Annotated in this window: 18 protein-coding genes, 2 rRNA genes, 1 pseudogene and 1 riboswitch; all 21 genes and pseudogenes read right to left on the minus strand. The window is 47.8% G+C overall.

Translation table 11 applies throughout. From position 1 onward, the window contains the following. Positions 1-85: 85 nt before the first annotated feature. Positions 86-649 (minus strand): dephospho-CoA kinase, encoded by a 564-nt coding sequence (gene coaE / locus SSCH_RS10680; protein WP_456300463.1) that lies wholly within the window; start codon positions 647-649, stop codon positions 86-88. A gap of 30 nt (positions 650-679) precedes the next feature. Further along, entirely contained in the window at positions 680-877 is a 198-nt protein-coding gene (locus SSCH_RS22000) for a hypothetical protein (protein WP_084711106.1), read from the minus strand. A 4-nt stretch (positions 878-881) separates the two neighbouring features. Further along, positions 882-1,319 (minus strand): manganese efflux pump, encoded by a 438-nt coding sequence (locus SSCH_RS10685; protein WP_044665449.1) that lies wholly within the window; start codon positions 1,317-1,319, stop codon positions 882-884. Positions 1,320-1,370: 51 nt separating this feature from the next. After that, entirely contained in the window at positions 1,371-2,210 is an 840-nt protein-coding gene (gene mutM, locus SSCH_RS10690; RefSeq protein WP_232294364.1) for a bifunctional DNA-formamidopyrimidine glycosylase/DNA-(apurinic or apyrimidinic site) lyase, read from the minus strand. Continuing rightward, positions 2,200-4,824, minus strand: a complete 2,625-nt coding sequence (gene polA / locus SSCH_RS10695) for a DNA polymerase I (RefSeq protein WP_044665451.1) — start codon at positions 4,822-4,824, stop codon at positions 2,200-2,202. The genes mutM and polA overlap by 11 nt, the downstream gene beginning before the upstream one ends. Before the next feature lie 274 nt (positions 4,825-5,098). After that, entirely contained in the window at positions 5,099-6,244 is a 1,146-nt protein-coding gene (locus SSCH_RS10700; RefSeq protein ID WP_052835570.1) for a CapA family protein, read from the minus strand. A gap of 331 nt (positions 6,245-6,575) precedes the next feature. Continuing rightward, a complete protein-coding gene (locus SSCH_RS10705; RefSeq protein WP_044665452.1) occupies positions 6,576-7,097 on the minus strand; it encodes a hypothetical protein in 522 nt (173 codons plus the stop codon). Positions 7,098-7,173: 76 nt separating this feature from the next. Next, complete coding sequence (locus SSCH_RS10710) at positions 7,174-7,935, minus strand: YebC/PmpR family DNA-binding transcriptional regulator (protein ID WP_044665453.1); 762 nt, start codon at positions 7,933-7,935, stop codon at positions 7,174-7,176. A 15-nt stretch (positions 7,936-7,950) separates the two neighbouring features. Then, positions 7,951-8,697 carry an NAD(+) synthase gene (gene nadE, locus SSCH_RS10715; RefSeq protein WP_232294365.1) on the minus strand — a complete coding sequence of 249 codons (747 nt, stop codon included), beginning with the start codon at positions 8,695-8,697 and terminating at the stop codon, positions 7,951-7,953. Positions 8,698-8,745: 48 nt separating this feature from the next. Further along, on the minus strand, positions 8,746-8,877 hold the full coding sequence (locus SSCH_RS21110) for a hypothetical protein (RefSeq protein ID WP_269746187.1): 132 nt from the start codon (positions 8,875-8,877) through the stop codon (positions 8,746-8,748). A gap of 15 nt (positions 8,878-8,892) precedes the next feature. Continuing rightward, complete coding sequence (locus SSCH_RS10720; RefSeq protein ID WP_044665454.1) at positions 8,893-9,633, minus strand: UPF0280 family protein; 741 nt, start codon at positions 9,631-9,633, stop codon at positions 8,893-8,895. Positions 9,634-9,636: 3 nt separating this feature from the next. Continuing rightward, on the minus strand, positions 9,637-10,044 hold the full coding sequence (locus tag SSCH_RS10725) for an NIL domain-containing protein (protein WP_044665455.1): 408 nt from the start codon (positions 10,042-10,044) through the stop codon (positions 9,637-9,639). Positions 10,045-10,058: 14 nt separating this feature from the next. Next, positions 10,059-11,350, minus strand: a pseudogene (locus tag SSCH_RS22005) (homocysteine biosynthesis protein). Between the two features lies 1 nt (position 11,351). Then, a riboswitch (SAM riboswitch) is annotated at positions 11,352-11,458 on the minus strand. 161 nt (positions 11,459-11,619) lie between these two features. After that, positions 11,620-11,823: a Sec-independent protein translocase subunit TatA/TatB gene (locus SSCH_RS10735; protein ID WP_052835571.1), complete on the minus strand. Its 204-nt coding sequence runs from the start codon at positions 11,821-11,823 to the stop codon at positions 11,620-11,622. A gap of 71 nt (positions 11,824-11,894) precedes the next feature. Next, positions 11,895-12,092 (minus strand): CooT family nickel-binding protein, encoded by a 198-nt coding sequence (locus tag SSCH_RS10740; RefSeq protein ID WP_044665456.1) that lies wholly within the window; start codon positions 12,090-12,092, stop codon positions 11,895-11,897. Then, complete coding sequence (locus SSCH_RS10745; RefSeq protein ID WP_044665457.1) at positions 12,085-12,510, minus strand: DUF3842 family protein; 426 nt, start codon at positions 12,508-12,510, stop codon at positions 12,085-12,087. The genes SSCH_RS10740 and SSCH_RS10745 overlap by 8 nt, the downstream gene beginning before the upstream one ends. After that, positions 12,507-13,052, minus strand: coding sequence for a cysteine hydrolase family protein (locus tag SSCH_RS10750; RefSeq protein WP_084711108.1), 546 nt, complete (start codon positions 13,050-13,052; stop codon positions 12,507-12,509). The genes SSCH_RS10745 and SSCH_RS10750 overlap by 4 nt, the downstream gene beginning before the upstream one ends. 112 nt (positions 13,053-13,164) lie before the next feature. Then, positions 13,165-14,061 (minus strand): amylo-alpha-1,6-glucosidase, encoded by an 897-nt coding sequence (locus tag SSCH_RS20360; protein ID WP_232294368.1) that lies wholly within the window; start codon positions 14,059-14,061, stop codon positions 13,165-13,167. Continuing rightward, a complete protein-coding gene (locus SSCH_RS20365; RefSeq protein WP_232294369.1) occupies positions 14,024-15,142 on the minus strand; it encodes a glycogen debranching enzyme N-terminal domain-containing protein in 1,119 nt (372 codons plus the stop codon). The genes SSCH_RS20360 and SSCH_RS20365 overlap by 38 nt, the downstream gene beginning before the upstream one ends. A 453-nt stretch (positions 15,143-15,595) precedes the next feature. Continuing rightward, positions 15,596-15,706, minus strand: a 5S ribosomal RNA gene (gene rrf / locus SSCH_RS10760). 387 nt (positions 15,707-16,093) lie between these two features. Next, positions 16,094-16,658 (minus strand): 23S ribosomal RNA (locus tag SSCH_RS19375); the annotation flags it as partial.

Genomic DNA, 16,658 nt, shown 5'->3' on the forward strand with positions numbered 1-16,658 from the left:
AACCTTCATCTACAAGCCAAACTCCCATTCACCCCGAAATAGTGCTCCATATTGCCGGGTGATTTCCGTCTGTCCAGTATCTCCTTCACCTGTTTTTTCGTTTTCTTTCTGGGGTATGCCGGTTGTCGATCACCCTGTCTGCCCTTTTCACCTTTTCCTCGAGAGGCATTTGCGCCTGGATGCGGAGTTTTGCTTCCTCTGCAGACAGGTTGTCCCTTTTCATCAGCCTCTCCAGTTGTGCAGCAGGATCAACTGTCACTACCCAGACCTCATCCACCAGCCTCTCTAACCCCAACTCCAAGAGGATAGGCGCATCAATAACTATAATTTCTTTATCAAGGGAGTCTCTGCAGCAACCCAACTGTCTTTCGATCTCCGTGATAATAAAGGGGTGTGTAATTTTATTCAATTGATCCAGTTTATCTGCATCAGCAAAGACAATCCTGCCCAGTTCTTTTCTCTTGATGGTCTGGTTACTGTTTAGAATCCCTTCACCGAAGTGATCCACAATCTGCTTCCATGCCGGCATGCCGGGTTCTACCACCTGCCGTGCAATGAGATCCGCATTGATAATTTGCCCGCCAAGTTCCATGATCATTGCACTCACAAGGCTTTTTCCAGTGGCAATGCCGCCTGTTAATCCGATCACATATCCCAATACCATTTTCCCCCAAATTGATCAAAATATTTTAAGCAGACCCAGCATACACAAGAGGAGGCCTGCGATGACCGGTCCCTGCGTGCGCATCCACATAAAAGTTGAGGAACGCCCTAAGTAAACCCCCAACAGAAGAAAAAACAGCTGAAAAATAGCGATAAACAAAACGGTCTGAATCCCAACTGAGCCGGCTAATGCGGCTCCAAAAACCGCCCCCAGTGCATCAACAGAAAGGGCAAAAGCTAAAAAAAAGTGATTCCTGGATGCTGATTACTCCGGAAGCATCGATATCAGCGCAGACCGGCTCCTCAAATATCTGGATGATCACTGCCAGGGAAGCCAGCCGCAGTTCCACTACTTTTTTAACCTTCTCATCTTCCTGATTAATATTCTTATTATTATTCCGTGGACGGAATAACCACCACAATCCTATCCCCAACAGGATCATTCCACCCAGTTTCTCACCCCATACAGGCGGAATTATCTGCGCAACAGCACTGCCGAAGAAAACCGAAAGCCCCACAATGAACATAGAGGCACAAATTAAGGCACAATATGATACCAGAGGTATTTTTATCCGGCGCAGTCCATAAGCAAAGCCGGCACTGAAGGCATCCAAACTCAAGGCTATAGCAAAAAATATTAGTTTCCCAAAATCCACTATCCACCTCACCCCTACCTACAATCTATTAAGTAGAGGTAAAGGTGGTGTCTACTTCTGACAGGATGGGCAGTAGTAGGAACTGCGCCCTCCCTGCTTGATCCTGACTATAGAATTCCCACAGGAGGGACAGGGTTTACCTGCTCTGCTGTGCACCCGAAGCTTATTCTGAAATTCACCTTGATTTCCGTCACCATCCACATAATCCCGCAGGGTTGTGCCATGGTACCTGATAGCTGACTTGAGAACACTGCGCAATGCCATATATAGCTTTTTTTGTTCCTGGATGTTTAAAGAGTCTGCCGGGCGCTGCGGATGAATTCCTGCCTTGAAAAGGATCTCATTGGCATAGATATTCCCCACCCCAGCAATAAATGACTGGTTGAGAAGCAACTCCTTAACCTGTCCCCTTCTTCCCTTGAGTCTTTCCAGAAATAGATCCAGGGTCAGCCGTGAGTCAAGGGCATCATACCCTAAAGCCATGAATGGTGGGAAAGTATCTAAATCCTGCCGGTTCAACAGGTGCATAGTACCAAATTTGCGGATATCCTGAAAGTGAATCTCCATCCCCTGGTCAAGGTAGAAGATGACACGTGTATGTTTATTTACTGGAAAACCGGCTTCTGAAAAGATCAGGCGGCCGGTCATACGCAGGTGGATCACCAAAACCATGGAGGAACCGATCTCCATGAGCAGATACTTCCCCCATCTGTTAAAACCGGTGATTTTTTGCCCCTGAAGAGAGCTGGCAAAGAGCTCCGGATCTGGCTTTTTGATGGTCTTTTCATGAATCACTGTCACTTTCCTGATTACATGGCCGAGGGCCTTTGGTTCCAGGGAGCGAAGAATTGTTTCCACTTCAGGAAGTTCGGGCATTCTTTTACTCCACACCCTCCATGTCATTCCAGTTGGGGCCTGTTTCAATGCCCACTTTCAAAGGAACAGCAAGCTCGATCACATTTTCCATCCCAGAGCGCACCAATGAAGCAAGGGGTTCTAACTCCTCTGCAGGAAGTTCGAAGATCAGCTCATCATGAACCTGCAGGAGCAGGCGTGTTTTTAAAGACTTTTCCTGTAAATCCTTGTGGATGCGCAGCATAGCCATCTTGATAATATCCGCTGCACTTCCCTGGATCGGTGTGTTCATTGCAGTCCTTTCTCCGAAGGCTCTTACATTCCGATTGCTGCTCAACAGATCCGGAAGATACCTGCGCCTCTTTAACAGTGTCTGTACATAGCCCTTTTCTCTTGCTTCCCTGATCGTTTCTTCTATAAAACGCTTCACACCGGGGTACTGAAGGAAATAGTTTTCAATGTACCGGGCAGCCTCTTCCCTGCTGACACCGACATCCCGTGCCAGTCCATAATCTGTGATACCGTAGATGATCCCGAAGTTGATCCCCTTTGCCCTGCGGCGCAGATCCGCTGTAACATCTTCTTGCGCAACACCAAATATGGTTGCCGCAGTTCTGGTGTGGATATCCTCGCCATGCTGAAAGTCAGCGATCAACCGCGAATCCCGGGACATGTGGGCGAGGACCCTCAGTTCGATCTGGGAATAATCCGCGGCCATCAGAATCCAGCCAGGCTCTGACGGAATGAAAGCACTTCTAATTTCTCTTCCCAGTTCATCTCTGACCGGTATATTTTGTAGATTTGGCTCAGTACTGCTCAGCCTTCCGGTGGCGGTGATGGTCTGGTTAAATGTTGTATGCACCTTTCCGGTCCGGGTGTTGACAAGACTCTGCAGCCCATCGACATAAGTTGACTTAAGCTTGGTAAGCTGCCTGTACTCCAGCATCTTACTTGGAATTTCATGAAGTGGGGCCAGTTTTTCCAAGACTTCAGCATCTGTGCTGTAACCGGTCTTCGTTCTTTTGATAACAGGAAGCTTCAATTTTTCAAAAAGGATTTGCCCCAGTTGACGTGGAGAATTAATATTAAAGCCCTCCCCCGCCAATGCATAAATATCAGCAGTTAAAGTCAAAAGCTGTTTGCTGAGCCGGCGGGACATTTCCTCCAGGCGGGTCAGATCAAGCTTAACACCCTGGATCTCCATCTCAGCTAAAACTACAGATAAAGGCAGTTCCAGTTTATAGAAGAGATCAGCCAGGTCATCTCTTTGTAAAGCTTCTATCAAGACTGCCCACACTTTCTTGATCATCAAAGCCCGCTGTGCCGCTCCGGTTTCATCCTGAGCGAAATTAACCACCTGATCGAGGTACTTTAATGAAAGATCCTCAATCTCCGGGTTGGATAGTGATGAATTCAATAAGTAAGCACCAAGCATTGTATCTCCCTTGATCCCCTTAAGGTCAAGTCCATGGCGCCTGCACATGATTAACTCCGCTTTGGCATCATGGCAAAACTTCACATAATCCGGGCCAGCCAGAACCTCATCCAGCAGTGCAAGCATTTCTCCCTGCTGCTTTGCATCTTCTGGAAAAGCGATTGCAACGCAGCTGTCCCCCCAGGCAACCCCAAGCACAGATACGGCTGCACTGTGTGGAGATATGCCGTTTCGCTCAAAGCAGAACGCAAACTCTCCTGTTTCTTTCAGCTCTTCTATGAGATCAACCAGCTCAGGTTTGGTTTTTATAAGGCAGAAGTCCTCACCCTCATCAGGTGCTGCGATATCTGAGGGGATCTCTTCCTGTATATTTTTCAATAACAACTTGAACTCCAGCTGTTGGAAGATATTAATCAGTGCCTCATAATCCGGCTGTTCCATCTTGAGGTCTGCAAAATCAATCCTGACAGGAACATCCTGGGCAAGTGTGGCCAATCTCTTACTCATCAGTGCCTGGTCCCCATACTCTCTAAGAAGAGCGGCCATTTTGGGAGTCAGTTGATCCAGATTGGCAAGGCATTCCTCAACACTATGGAACTGTTGGAGAAGCTTGACTGCGGTTTTAGCTCCGATCCCAGGTACCCCCGGTATATTATCACTCTGGTCACCTTTCAGACCCTTGTAATCTGCAACCTGAGAAGGGGTGATTCCATACTTCTCGTTAACCCCCTCCGGAGTGAAACACTCTAAATCGCTGATCCCCTTGCGTGTAATCAAAGCCTTTGTCTGTTCAGTTACCAACTGGAGCATATCGCGGTCCCCGGACACGATCAAAACTTGAATGCCCTTTTTCTCAGCCGCCCTGACCACCTCACTGATTAAATCATCACCCTCATAGCTTTCCAATTCCAAAACCGGTATACGCATAGCTGCTAAGACCTTTTTGATCAGCGGGAACTGCGGCCGCAGTTCATCAGGTGTCGCCTTTCGGTGTGCTTTATAATCTGCATATTCCTCATGTCTAAAGGTTATGCGACCGGCATCAAAGGCAACAGCCAGGTAATCGGGCTGCTCCTGGCGGATGATCTTCTGGAGCATGGTCGTAAAACCATAAACGGCATTGGTAAAATATCCTGTAGTTGTCCTTAATAGCGGTAAGGCATAGAAGGCCCTGTGCGCCAAACTGTTTCCGTCAAGAATAACAAGCTTCTTCATCAAAGCTCCCCTCAATCTCCCTTCTTTTCATCACCCCAACCATCCCCAATAATCGAATAATAGGTCCCGGCTTGCTTTATTGCATTATGCTTCTAGGTACCCTGGTCATCTTTTTCCGACCCCCGGCTTCCGACACCTATTCCCACTTCCAACCTCCCGCTTCCCACACCTCATTTCACCAGGCTTTTTTTGCAATATTCATATTAATGGGAGGTTCAACGCAATGTTTTTGCTGTCTATTACTAAGCAGCAAGACAATCTCTTTTTTCAACGACTAACGACTAACCACCAAATTTATTGCCCCTCTTTTGTCGTCTATATCAAGGCTTGTCTCCAACTCTGAACTGAGCTTTTTCATCTTTTGTAAAATCCGAACAGCGTCATCTCCCACTGCTGGTCGAGGCTGCTCATCAGCGATCATAACCGGATAAAGCTCCACCTTCTGCAGATCGTTTCCCTGGAAAAATGTCTTGACCAAAACAGTCTCCCAGCATTTTGGCCGGCGCTGCTTGTCAAAAACAAAATTCCCCAAACTGTAAGCAATAAAGGACCCCTTATACATTTCAACACCCTGCAGGCAGTGGGGGTGATGCCCAATAACCAGCTTTGCTCCGGCATCCACCAGCCTGTGGGCTGTCTCTTTTTGGTAAACCTCAGGATAATCAGAGTATTCGGTACCCCAGTGCAAAGAAACCACAATGATATCCACCTGATCCCGCAGGGAGGAGACGGTGTTAACCAGCTCGTCAGCATCAAACTTCTGCACACCCGGGAGGTCAGGCTTCGCTTCAAAGGTGCGGGGATACTGATAACTCCAAAAGATATCTGCCATCTCTGTTGCGGCAATAAAAGCAATCTTCTGCCCTTTTACATCCTTGATCACCGGCTGAACAGCCTCTTCCAGATCCTTTCCCCCACCAACAGGATCAATCCCCTGTTCATGCAAAGCCTCCAGTGTATCCAAAAGGGCTGGGGAATCATAATCAAGGATATGATTATTGGCTATACTCAGCACATCATAACCCGCTTCTTTCAGAGCCTTGGCAGCTGCAGGATCACAGCGAAACCAAATCCCTTTTCCCGGTATGGGTGTGCCTCTGTTAGAAAGTGATGTCTCCAAATTGCCAAATGTGAGATCTGCGTTGTTCAATAGGGGTGCCATCTGCTCAAAGGGATAGAATGATCCTTTTTCTTTCATGGCCACCGCCACACGCCTGCTCAGCATTAGATCCCCATTTGCCACAAAAGTCCACTCCGGAGATAGTTCAGGCTGCTGAGTCACCTGGTTATCCTGCGGGGCCACCGATGGAGGAGAACCTCCCCACTGTCCCCAGGCAATAAATGCAGCCAGTATAATCAGGAGAATTGTTAGAGATAAAACAGACCACTTTTTCCTGCGTGTATTCTCGCGATAGCGCACAGCAACCCCCTCATTTATGACAAGATAACTCAATTAGAATAGTCGTTAGTGGTTGGTCGTTAGTAAAAAAAGATGCACTGGGAACTGTCACCCCTTGCAACCCTTTTCCAACGACTAATGACAAACCACTACTTTAGCTAACCACCATTTTTGCTTTATTCATATCATTTGAATCAGAAGAAACGTTCCCCTTACTTTTTTCCAACGACCAACTACCAACGGCTAACATAAACACCAACTGTACAGTTTTACGTTATAGGCAGCAAGTTTGGATGTAGCAGGGAATAGTCCATTTCCAACAACTAACGACTAACGACCAACCACTAAAATACTAACCACTACTTTCCTCTAGGCTGTCCAGGATCTGTACCAGTGCTTCTTCATCAGGTAAATCCAGCAGGCCTTTTTCTGCTTTAAGGCGCAATTCTGCGGGAAGACTGTTTGTTTTGAATTTTGTTACCCGCACTATCCCACCGTTTACCCCAGCAGGTCCCCTTATCACTGCTACAAAGCCACCCTTCTCTCCTAGATGAGTAACCTCGGAGCATTTGTCGCACAGATTTTCCACTGTCCGGGAAACCATCACCTGGTGATCACCATAGCTTGACCGCCATCCCTGACCAGACGGATACAGCTGGCGCAGGTCCCGCAGTGTCAGCACCTTTAAGTCCAGGGGGGTGGTTTCCTTGCAGTCTTCGTGCTTGCACAGGCTGTAGTCAGTCTTAACTAAGATCTTAGTCCCCTCGGGGAGGGGGCGCCGCGCAACCACCTGTTCTTGCCACAGGTAATATCCACCTACAAAAACAATAACCAATAGAACATAAATCAGGAGGCGGGAATACTTTTGTTTCATAGTAAACACCCTTTAATAAGTTCTTATTAATAAATATTACCACTCCTCCCGATATTATGAATATTGTTATAAAAAACTACGCCTCTTCGAGCTGCTGGATTATTTCATCGGGAATGTCAAAGTTTGCATAAACATTCTGCACATCATCATGGTCTTCAAGTGCATTAAGAAGATTTAAGATCCTTTCCGCTGTTGTCTTATCTGTCACAGGAACCATGGAGTTAGGTACCATGGTAACTTCAGCGCTGTCGCATTTGATCCCATGTTCGGTAAGAATACCCTTGATCTTCTCCAGTTCTTCGGGTGCTGTCACAACCTCTATGGTATCTTCTTCTTCCCGCACATCCTCAGCACCCTCCTCGATCAAGAGAAGCATTAACTCTTCAGGATCCATAGCCAGCCCTGTTCTGGGAATAATCAGTAATCCTCTGCGGTCAAACATCCAGGCTACACACCCTGCCTCCCCAAGATTACCCTCATGACGGGAAAAGAGGTGACGAATTTCAGGAGCAGTACGATTGCGGTTATCTGTCAGTGTCACTAATAGTACAGCAACACCACCTGCCGCATACCCCTCATAATTCACTTCTTCATAATCTACACCATCCAACTCCCCTGTTGCTTTTGCAATATTACGGTTGATGTTATCCATGGGCATGTTGACCTCACGAGCCCGGGTAATCGCTGTTCTCAAAGCTGGGTTAGCATCAGGGTCAGCACCCCCACGACGAGCTGCCACATAAATCTCCTTACCGAGCCTGGTAAAAACCCTACCGCGTTTTTCATCTACTCTGGCTTTACGGTGTTTGATATTTGACCATTTGGAATGTCCAGCCATAAATCACCCCACCCTTCAAAAGTCTGGTATCGGCGGTGTCCGCCTTTTATGTTCACTACCTCTCCGCATTCCTTCTATTCTTTCCCTGATAGCATCAGGAACATCTCCACCCAATAGATAGCGGTCAAGCATTGTATAAGAGAACCCCATTTCCTCTTCATCTGTTTGATTCTCCCATAAGCCTGCACTGGGAGGCTTCGTAATAATCTTTTCAGGCACCTTGAGGTAATAAGCCATCTCCCTCACCTGGCTTTTAACAAGGTTACCCAGAGGGATCATGTCACTCCCTCCATCACCATGTTTAGTAAAATAACCTACGGTAATCTCGCTTTTGTTGCTGCCTCCCACAACAAGATAATTATAAATGCTGGCATAATAATAGAGGACAATCATGCGCAGGCGTGGCTTCATATTAGCCAGTGTAAGCTGCATTTTTTCACCGGAAAGTCCTGCACCGCCCGGATCCAGCAGTTCCCGCAAAACATCATAGACATGATCAAGTACAACAACCCTGGTCTGCAGTCCTAAAGCATCGGCAACCAGTCTGGCATCGTCCATATCTTGATCAAGGCTGTGGCATGGCATGATCACCGCAAGAGAGCTTTCCGAAAACGCCCTCTGGCAGAGTGCTCCCACCAGTGCTGAATCCAAACCGCCGCTTAAGCCGTAAACAACCCCTTTTGCCCCTGCTCCAGCCACTTGTGAACGGATCCATTCTATTAGAGACAAGGCTGTTGCGGGAATATCCATCTTATCAGGCATCAAGAAACACCCCATTTGAATTTTAGCAGAACATCTATTTTACAGCAATCAAAGCTCTTGCTTCTGGCAGTCGTATTCCAAGAGAGCATTTTTAACCGCCAGTTTGATAATGAAATAAAAGATATAGATTCCCAATACGACAAAGAGGGCGTTAACTACTATGCACACTGCCGTCGCCATCAGCAACCCCCCAATTTAAAAAGATACTAATTCTACATCCCCTATCGCACCAAGTTTATCACCCAGGATCACCACTGCCCCCTGGACACCCCTGATTTTACAAACTTTCTCCAGAGCAGGTGTAATATCCTCTTCCCTGTGCACTAAATTTCCCAGAGTGGAAGCAGCGGCATCCGCGAGAGCAGCACTATGACTGATCACTATCGCTGCATCGGTGCATCCTAAACTCAAGGATGGGCCTACTGTGGCAGAGGATGTGCATACCCCACAGCCACTTGGTCTTGGAGAAAACCGCAAGCTCACCTTTCCGGAAAGGGGAGATTTACCGGCGAAAATGCCGGTTGTAATAGGGTGTTCTGTCTTAAAGTAGATATCCCCACCATTTTCCACGATAACCTCTCTTGCTGTACGCTGCAGTTCCCGCCCCATCACTTCTGCAACAGCACCGGCAACTGCAGCCATGGGGCCTACACCTGCCCGCATGGCAGCGGCAGCCATCAATCTGACAATACGGGGAGCACCTGGCAAAAGGCGATGTGGTATCAACGTCCACTGAAACTCTTCATCGCGGACAATGTACTGTTCCAGGTCACTTCTGATCCCCGACAACAGCGACAAAGACTTCTTTTTCAGTTCACCACTGAAGCTTCCACTATCAATACTGATCAGCAGATCCGATTCTTTTAATAAAACAGGGAAGGAAACCATCCCCTTCCCCTGTACCAGTTTGCGATAGGTTCTCCTGCTGTACTCCATAGCTTAAAAGCGTACCTCTACTGCACGCGCCATACAGACATCCAAACAGCTTTCACAGATGATACATTTAGAATCGTCAAAATGCACTTCCCTATCCGGGGTCGTCATATAAAGAGCCCCCGCCGGACAAAAAGAGGTACAGGCCCCACACTGCAAACAGCGGTCCTTATCCCAAAAGATTGTTCCGCTCAGAGGGGACATATCCACCCCTATGCCTTTCAAATATTCCAACCCGCGGTTGTAATTCTCTGAATCACCACTCAACTCCAATACTACATAGCCCTCTTTATGTGGGTTGATATCAGCCTTCAAAATATTGACGATAAGGTCATAATCCCTTACCAGGCGGTAGATGATCGGTTGTTCCACAAGAGCGGATGAAAATCGCAGAACAAATTTATTGGCAACCAATGAATGTCCTCCCCCTATCTGTTATTCTTTTTCTCCTCAAGGTTATTGATGGTAATACCTGCATCTATTGATGGAAGCGCCTGCACCGGTTCAGTGAGCAGGAAATCACCCTCTGCAATCCAGGTTTTGAGAATTTGGGCTATCTGCCGCGCCTTGGCGTAGCTGGAAAGAGGTGTTGTAGGTACTTCTTTGCCCTGGATAGTAATCGCTCCTGACCTCAGTTCAGCATAACTCACCTGTCCCAGTTCCTCAGAGACTCTTTGCGGATAAGCAGAACTGTAATCCATAACAGGTGCATAGATCTCCTCATCTGTTACAGCGCAGAAGCGCAGTATCTCCTCATTGAGAACAGGGATGGGGATGCCAATGCCCACTGCCATACTTGCCCCATACCCTACATAACTCACTCCTCGCAGCCACTCCGGGCACATCTGCTTGAGGTCGCCGATCAATGCCAGGTTCCCGCTCCATCCAGGGGTACACCATTCTCTCCCCTGGATACACCAGGGTTGTGCTGGGTGCCATGCCAGGCAACATAGCCGGTACCCCCACCCAAGAAAATACGCGTGCCCACACCGATAGTTCGATAATAGGGATCATTTAACATAGGGCTTAACTGGCCCGATGTGGAGTAACCGGCATTTCCCAGCCTGGGCTTGAGTACCCCCATATAGGTATAGATAGTTCTGTTCGATGAATTAACAGCTACCCCATAATTCTGGTAGGCATTGCGGGGGTTGAAGAGGATGGCATCATTGATCTCCTCAAGTGTAACCCAGGTTTCAATATGCCGGCGGGGATAGCAGTCGGTCCCATAACCGAAGGCCTCCAGTTTTACCTCTTTTCCCGCCACCAGGTCCTCGATGACATGCCCCCCACCATACAGGAAGCGGCCGGGGTAGACACGATTATCAGGATCGCTCTCCGGAAGAGCTGTTGCCCCTATATAGGCATCCACAGCAGCAATTCCCGCATAAGCGGGAACACCGTTCAGATAAGCCCTGTTCATTTTGATGCGCGGTTTGGCATGACCGAAATTAAGAAAGGCCCCACTGGAACACATCGTTCCAAAGGTTCCTGTTGTAACCACATCCACTTCCCGGGCTGTCTTTTCCACACCCTTCTCTTTAACCAGGTCGATGATCTCCTCGGCCGTAACTACGACGGCTTTCCCTTGTTTAATTTTCTCATTAATCTCCGCATACGATTTTTCAACAGCCAACTGCCCTGCACCTCCTGAGTTTATCCTGTAAATTATAAGATAAAAAAAAGACCCCCTGAGAGTGGAGGCCCTTTTATCGAGCACCCTCTTATCTCCCAGAATCCATTATTCTGCGGGAATTGGCACCTCGCCCTACTTAGGACCGGTTGCCGGGTTTCATTGGGCCCGTCCCTCCACCACTCTGGATAAGAGTATCACTATTCAATTTAATTACCGATAATTACATTATCACACGGTAAAAGGGCTGTCAAACATTTTCTAATTCTCTGATCGGCTCTTTTCAGTATTTTTCCACCTGTTCAGTGGCTTCTTTCCCGACATCAGACAGTTACCTGATCCGAAGGGCTCACAAACTATTTCTCAGTTTCTTTAATCGGTTCTTTAAGGGCTTCTTCTACTTGGTCGGTGGTCTCCTTAGATGCCTTACGAAATTCCTTGATAGTTTTGCCCAGGGATTTCCCGACATCAGGCAGTTTGCCGGGGCCAAAAATAATCAATACTATAGCCAGGATTGCTATTAACTCCCAGGGGCCAATATTGGGCAAAAAACCAAACATGGCTCTTCCTCCTCCTCAGTTTTTGTGCCTCTAGAAAGATCATTCTCTAGAAAGCAGTAAAATCCTGCGACTTATTCACTATCAATTTCTTCTAATATGATTTTATGGTCTACAAGAGCTAACTCCTTGATCCGCGCATTAATAATTAAACGCCGGCCGAAAATGTCTTCCAGCAGCAGTCCCCCTTCATGGAGCTGTAAGCGGTCAACATTTTCAAACACCTTTTCCTCCTTGTCACCTTTCAGAAGATATGCATTTGCCTCACACATATTCTCCAACCTCCCTGTACTTTTTGAGATTTTTGACAAGCATATCTATCAGATGCGGTAGGGGTTCCTGCTGTACCCCAATAACTTCCACTCTGTTCCTGCCGATAGGGAGCAGCACTTTCAGCGCACTGCTCTGACTGACCGCAGCAGCCATTGCGGGTGTAAATTCTCCCAGCATGGAATTTGCCACCAGGAGAGAAAGGGTACCTGTTACCACATCTACCTCATTAACAGTATATATGATTGCGCTCTCTCCTGTTGCTCCTTCATTCGCCCCTGCTTTGAGCATCATCGATGTAGCAACACTATTGGTTCCCAGACCAATGATTTCGATGCTCGCCCCTAATTCTTTCCTTATTTTTTCTGTGATATGCTTGCCGATACCGCCGCCCTGACCATCTATGACAGCAACTTTCATAAATCGGCCTCCCCGGTACCGGGAACCAATTCTGCTCCCAGGGTTTTCTCCATCTCTTGAAGAGCAAATTGATGAGCCTGATCATCGAAGGAGGCTACCGCATCCTTTAATATTTTAACATGATACTGGCGCATCCGCGCATCGGCAGCGGTATATAAAACACAGATATTAGTACATACCCCGGTAAGAATCAATTCATCAACTTCCAGTTCTCGCAGGGTAAGATCCAGGTCAGTGCCATAAAAACCACTGTACCTCCTCTTTGGTATAATATATTCACCATCCTGAGGAGCTAATTCCGAACAGATCTCTCCTCCTTCTGTTCCTTTCAGGCAGTGAGTCGGAAACATCTCGAATTCGCTGTCAGCACTTGTATGTTGGTCGCAGAGGTAAATAACAGGCCATTTTTCTGCTCTGGCTCTCTTTAGGACTTTAGAGATGACAGGAATCACCCGGTGCCCAGCTTCACCGGTGTAAAGAGCTCCCCCTTCTTGAACAAAATCATTCAACATATCAATAATGAGCAAGGCTTTTTTGGGCACCTTCACCCCTCCCCATTCATAGCAAATAATACCTGCCAGTACCCTCTAAAAAATAATTCTTTCATCGACTCTGACATTAAGAACTTAAACAAAGGGGGCACAAATTCCTGCTTTATAAATTCAGCAACTTTTCTTTTTCGACATCTTCCAGATAGCATCTGAGTATTTCCGCTACCCCCCAGGCTTGGGCAAAACAGCCACGCGGTGTAAAGGGATGTCCTCCATCAAAGATCTCTGATATTGTGCCAACCCCGTGGTCACGCAGGTGGTCTTTCATAGGTGCCAGGAGAAGGCGTGCAGTAAGGAAGCTTTCGGGTGAGTAATCAAAAACCTTCCGATATGCTGTCACAAAATGGCCCAAAAGCCAACTCCAGGCTGTTCCCTGGTGATAAGCACCATCGCGATGATACTGGTCTCCCCCGTAATGCCTTTGAAATTGCTGATCCTGGGGAGAAAGCGACCTGAGGCCATATACAGCATACAGCTCTTCGAAAACTCGCTTTACAACTGCTCTGGCCATCTTTTGAGGGAGTGCTGAATAGGGAAGGCTGACGGCGATGATCTGGTTGGGACGTACACGCCCATCCTTATTTGCATCATCAACAACATCAAAAAAGCACTGCTTTTCTTCATTCCAAAATAATGATAAAAAGTTCCTGTTCACAGTAACTGCAAGTTTGCTGTACTCTTTTTGTTGATCCGGATTTTCAGCCAGCTCGGACATCAACATCAAGGCATTATACCATAGTGCGTTGATCTCCACAGGTTTTCCCTGCCGTGGTGTGACAACCCAGTCCCCGACTTTGGCATCCATCCAGGTAAGCTGCAAGCCAGGAGTACCCGCTTTGATTAATCCATCCCGGTCCATTGCTATCCCAAACCTGGTTCCCACCCGGTAATAATGGATGATTTCCCGCATGGTCACCCAGAGGTGATCTTGAACAAAGGAATAATCCTCAGTATAGGCAAGATTATTTTGAACAGCATAAAAATAACCACAGAGAGGCATCCACTGTATTGTAGAGCGGCTCTTGCCCTGCATCGGTAAACATATTGGGGACCAGCCCCTCTTTTGTGTTTGCCGCAAAGGTGGCAAGGATCTCCCTGGCATCCTGGAAGCGCCCGGTGCAGAGAGTCAATCCCGGCAAGGCGATCATGGCATCCCTCCCCCAGTCATTAAACCAGGGGTAGCCGGCAATGATCGACTTTTTCCCTGTGGAGGCCCTCTCTACAATAAAGTCATCTGCGGCAAGGACAAGCTTTTGAACGAAATCATCACTGTAGCCCGCCAGGTCAAGGAGCGCATTACAGCGCTCTTTTTCATTATTTGCCAGCATTTCATAATTACAACCGGCAATTTTACCTGTGGAAAGAATAATAGAGAATTCCTCAGATGCTTGGGAATACAGTGTGAAATAGCCCGGGATGAAATGGTCTTCATAGCAAGGAAGCCCACGGTATTCTTCCATATAGTAGTACATCCCCTTATACCAGGATGGTGAATAAACAAATCCAGCACGGTCACTGGCCAGGTAAATATGAGGGGCACCACTATAGGGGGCAATCTCTACCTGCCGGTTATTAATAAACTCCTGATGGAACGGCCAGTCATTTTTCTGTGTCGTATGATGAAAGTCGCGACAGTTTATCAAGGGGAAAATAAACATTTCGAGATCTTGTTTCAGCTGGTTGACCACCCGATAATGCACCACAGTTGTGTTCTCCCCATGTACCATGATAATGGTCTTAATCAAAAAGATACCATCTATTTGATAGATGTAGGTGGGAAACGGGTAACGCTGAAAGTGCAGCAAATACCGGTAGCCCTCTTGGGCATAGCCGTCTCGCACCCGGTTTGTGCCCAATACACAGCGCACCTTATTTATATAAAGATCCTCGTCCAATTTCGCCACAAGCAGCCGCCTATCAACAGGTGGGTGCAGAGCAGCCAGCAGCAAACCGTGATACCTGCGTGTGTTCTCCCCTATTATCGTAGAAGAGGCAAATCCCCCTAAACCATTTGTCAACAGCCACTCTTTTTTACTCCCCAACTCAGGAGTCAGTTCAGTTTTGCCAAAACTTATATGCAATACATCCACCACCATATTATTCTAGGGTGACAGAGGGACGGGGGTCTTGTCATCTGTCCTAACTACGGCCTCTTTTTTCTTGTGCTGGTACTGCATGGGCGGCACAAGCATATATCTTGAATTATTATCCCACCAAAACACAATATTTATCTACATGACAGGGGGACGGGGGTCTTGTCATCTGCACATAAATACACCCTCCCACCACCTGAAAGACGGAAGCCGAAGGCCGGATGTTAAAAGTCTGAAGTAGACACATCGGGGGCAGTCTTCTCCCTACGAATCAAGAGGGTGACTGTCACCGTCAATTCCGTTTATCCTTTTCATCTGTTTCGCACGGGGACTGTCACCGCTATCTATCCAATCAACTTTCTTTCCGCGTCATATCGTCTCCCATGTCACCGTCTCAGAAAATCAAGAAGGAGCACAACTTGTGTGCTCCTTTAAATTATATTCTGGCAGCGACCTACTCTCCCGGGATGTCCCAGTACCATCAGCGCTGGAGGGCTTAACTGCCGTGTTCGGAATGGGAACGGGTGTTGCCCCTCCGCTCTAACCACCAGAAACTTTATTCAATTCATGACAGGGGTGACAGGGGGACGGGGGTCGTGTCATCGTGTCATCTGCACATAGATCACACAAACACCATCCACCAACCTGAAAGACGGAAGCCGGAGGCCGGATGTTAGAAGTCTGAAGTGGACACATGGGGGGCATTCCCCTTTCACATGTATCGCGCTATCATCTTTTTCCAACCACTAACGACCAACCACCAACTATTAAATCAATATCGAGATACTGTGTCCTATACTGTGACTTGCAATCTGTGGCATAGCATATTAAATCCAACCACTAACCACCAACCACTTAGCCTTTTGGGCGATTCCTTGGACCTGCCAAAGTAACCGTCCCCGTGGCTGGTCATACCAAGCAAAGGCGACTGGCGACAGTTTAGGCAAGCCCTCGACCTATTAGTACCGGTCCGCTTAAAGAGTTACCTCTCTTACACTCCCGGCCTATCTACCTGGTCATCTTCCAGGGGTCTTACTCCAGCTTGCGCTGGATGGGAAACCTCATCTTGGGGCCGGCTTCGCGCTTAGATGCTTTCAGCGCTTATCCGTTCCAAACATAGCTACCCAGCTGTACCGTTGGCACGATAACTGGTACACCAGTGGTCTGTCCATCCCGGTCCTCTCGTACTAGGGACAGCCCCCCTCAAGTTTCCTGCGCCTGCGACGGATAGGGACCGAACTGTCTCACGACGTTCTGAACCCAGCTCACGTACCGCTTTAATGGGCGAACAGCCCAACCCTTGGGACGTACTTCCGCCCCAGGATGCGATGAGCCGACATCGAGGTGCCAAACCTCCCCGTCGATGTGGACTCTTGGGGGAGATAAGCCTGTTATCCCCGGGGTAGCTTTTATCCGTTGAGCGACGGCCCTTCCACGCGGTGCCGCCGGATCACTAAGCCCTGCTTTCGCACCTGTTCGAGATGTCTCTCTCACAGCTTCAATG

It is taken from the genome of Syntrophaceticus schinkii (assembly GCF_000946815.1).
Lineage (GTDB): Bacteria > Bacillota > DSM-12270 > Thermacetogeniales > Thermacetogeniaceae > Syntrophaceticus > Syntrophaceticus schinkii.

Bases quoted from the DNA above. Each gene is read 5' to 3' on its own strand.
- polA (WP_044665451.1), bottom strand. From the start codon at position 4,824: ATGAAGAAGCTTGTTATTCTTGACGGAAACAGTTTGGCGCACAGGGCC.
- SSCH_RS21110 (WP_269746187.1), bottom strand. From the start codon at position 8,877: ATGGCGACGGCAGTGTGCATAGTAGTTAACGCCCTCTTTGTCGTATTG.
- SSCH_RS10710 (WP_044665453.1), bottom strand. From the start codon at position 7,935: ATGGCTGGACATTCCAAATGGTCAAATATCAAACACCGTAAAGCCAGA.
- nadE (WP_232294365.1), bottom strand. From the start codon at position 8,697: ATGCCTGATAAGATGGATATTCCCGCAACAGCCTTGTCTCTAATAGAA.
- SSCH_RS20360 (WP_232294368.1), bottom strand. From the start codon at position 14,061: ATGCCTCTCTGTGGTTATTTTTATGCTGTTCAAAATAATCTTGCCTAT.
- SSCH_RS10745 (WP_044665457.1), bottom strand. From the start codon at position 12,510: ATGAAAGTTGCTGTCATAGATGGTCAGGGCGGCGGTATCGGCAAGCAT.
- SSCH_RS10705 (WP_044665452.1), bottom strand. From the start codon at position 7,097: ATGAAACAAAAGTATTCCCGCCTCCTGATTTATGTTCTATTGGTTATT.
- SSCH_RS10735 (WP_052835571.1), bottom strand. From the start codon at position 11,823: ATGTTTGGTTTTTTGCCCAATATTGGCCCCTGGGAGTTAATAGCAATC.
- SSCH_RS10740 (WP_044665456.1), bottom strand. From the start codon at position 12,092: ATGTGTGAGGCAAATGCATATCTTCTGAAAGGTGACAAGGAGGAAAAG.
- SSCH_RS10720 (WP_044665454.1), bottom strand. From the start codon at position 9,633: ATGGAGTACAGCAGGAGAACCTATCGCAAACTGGTACAGGGGAAGGGG.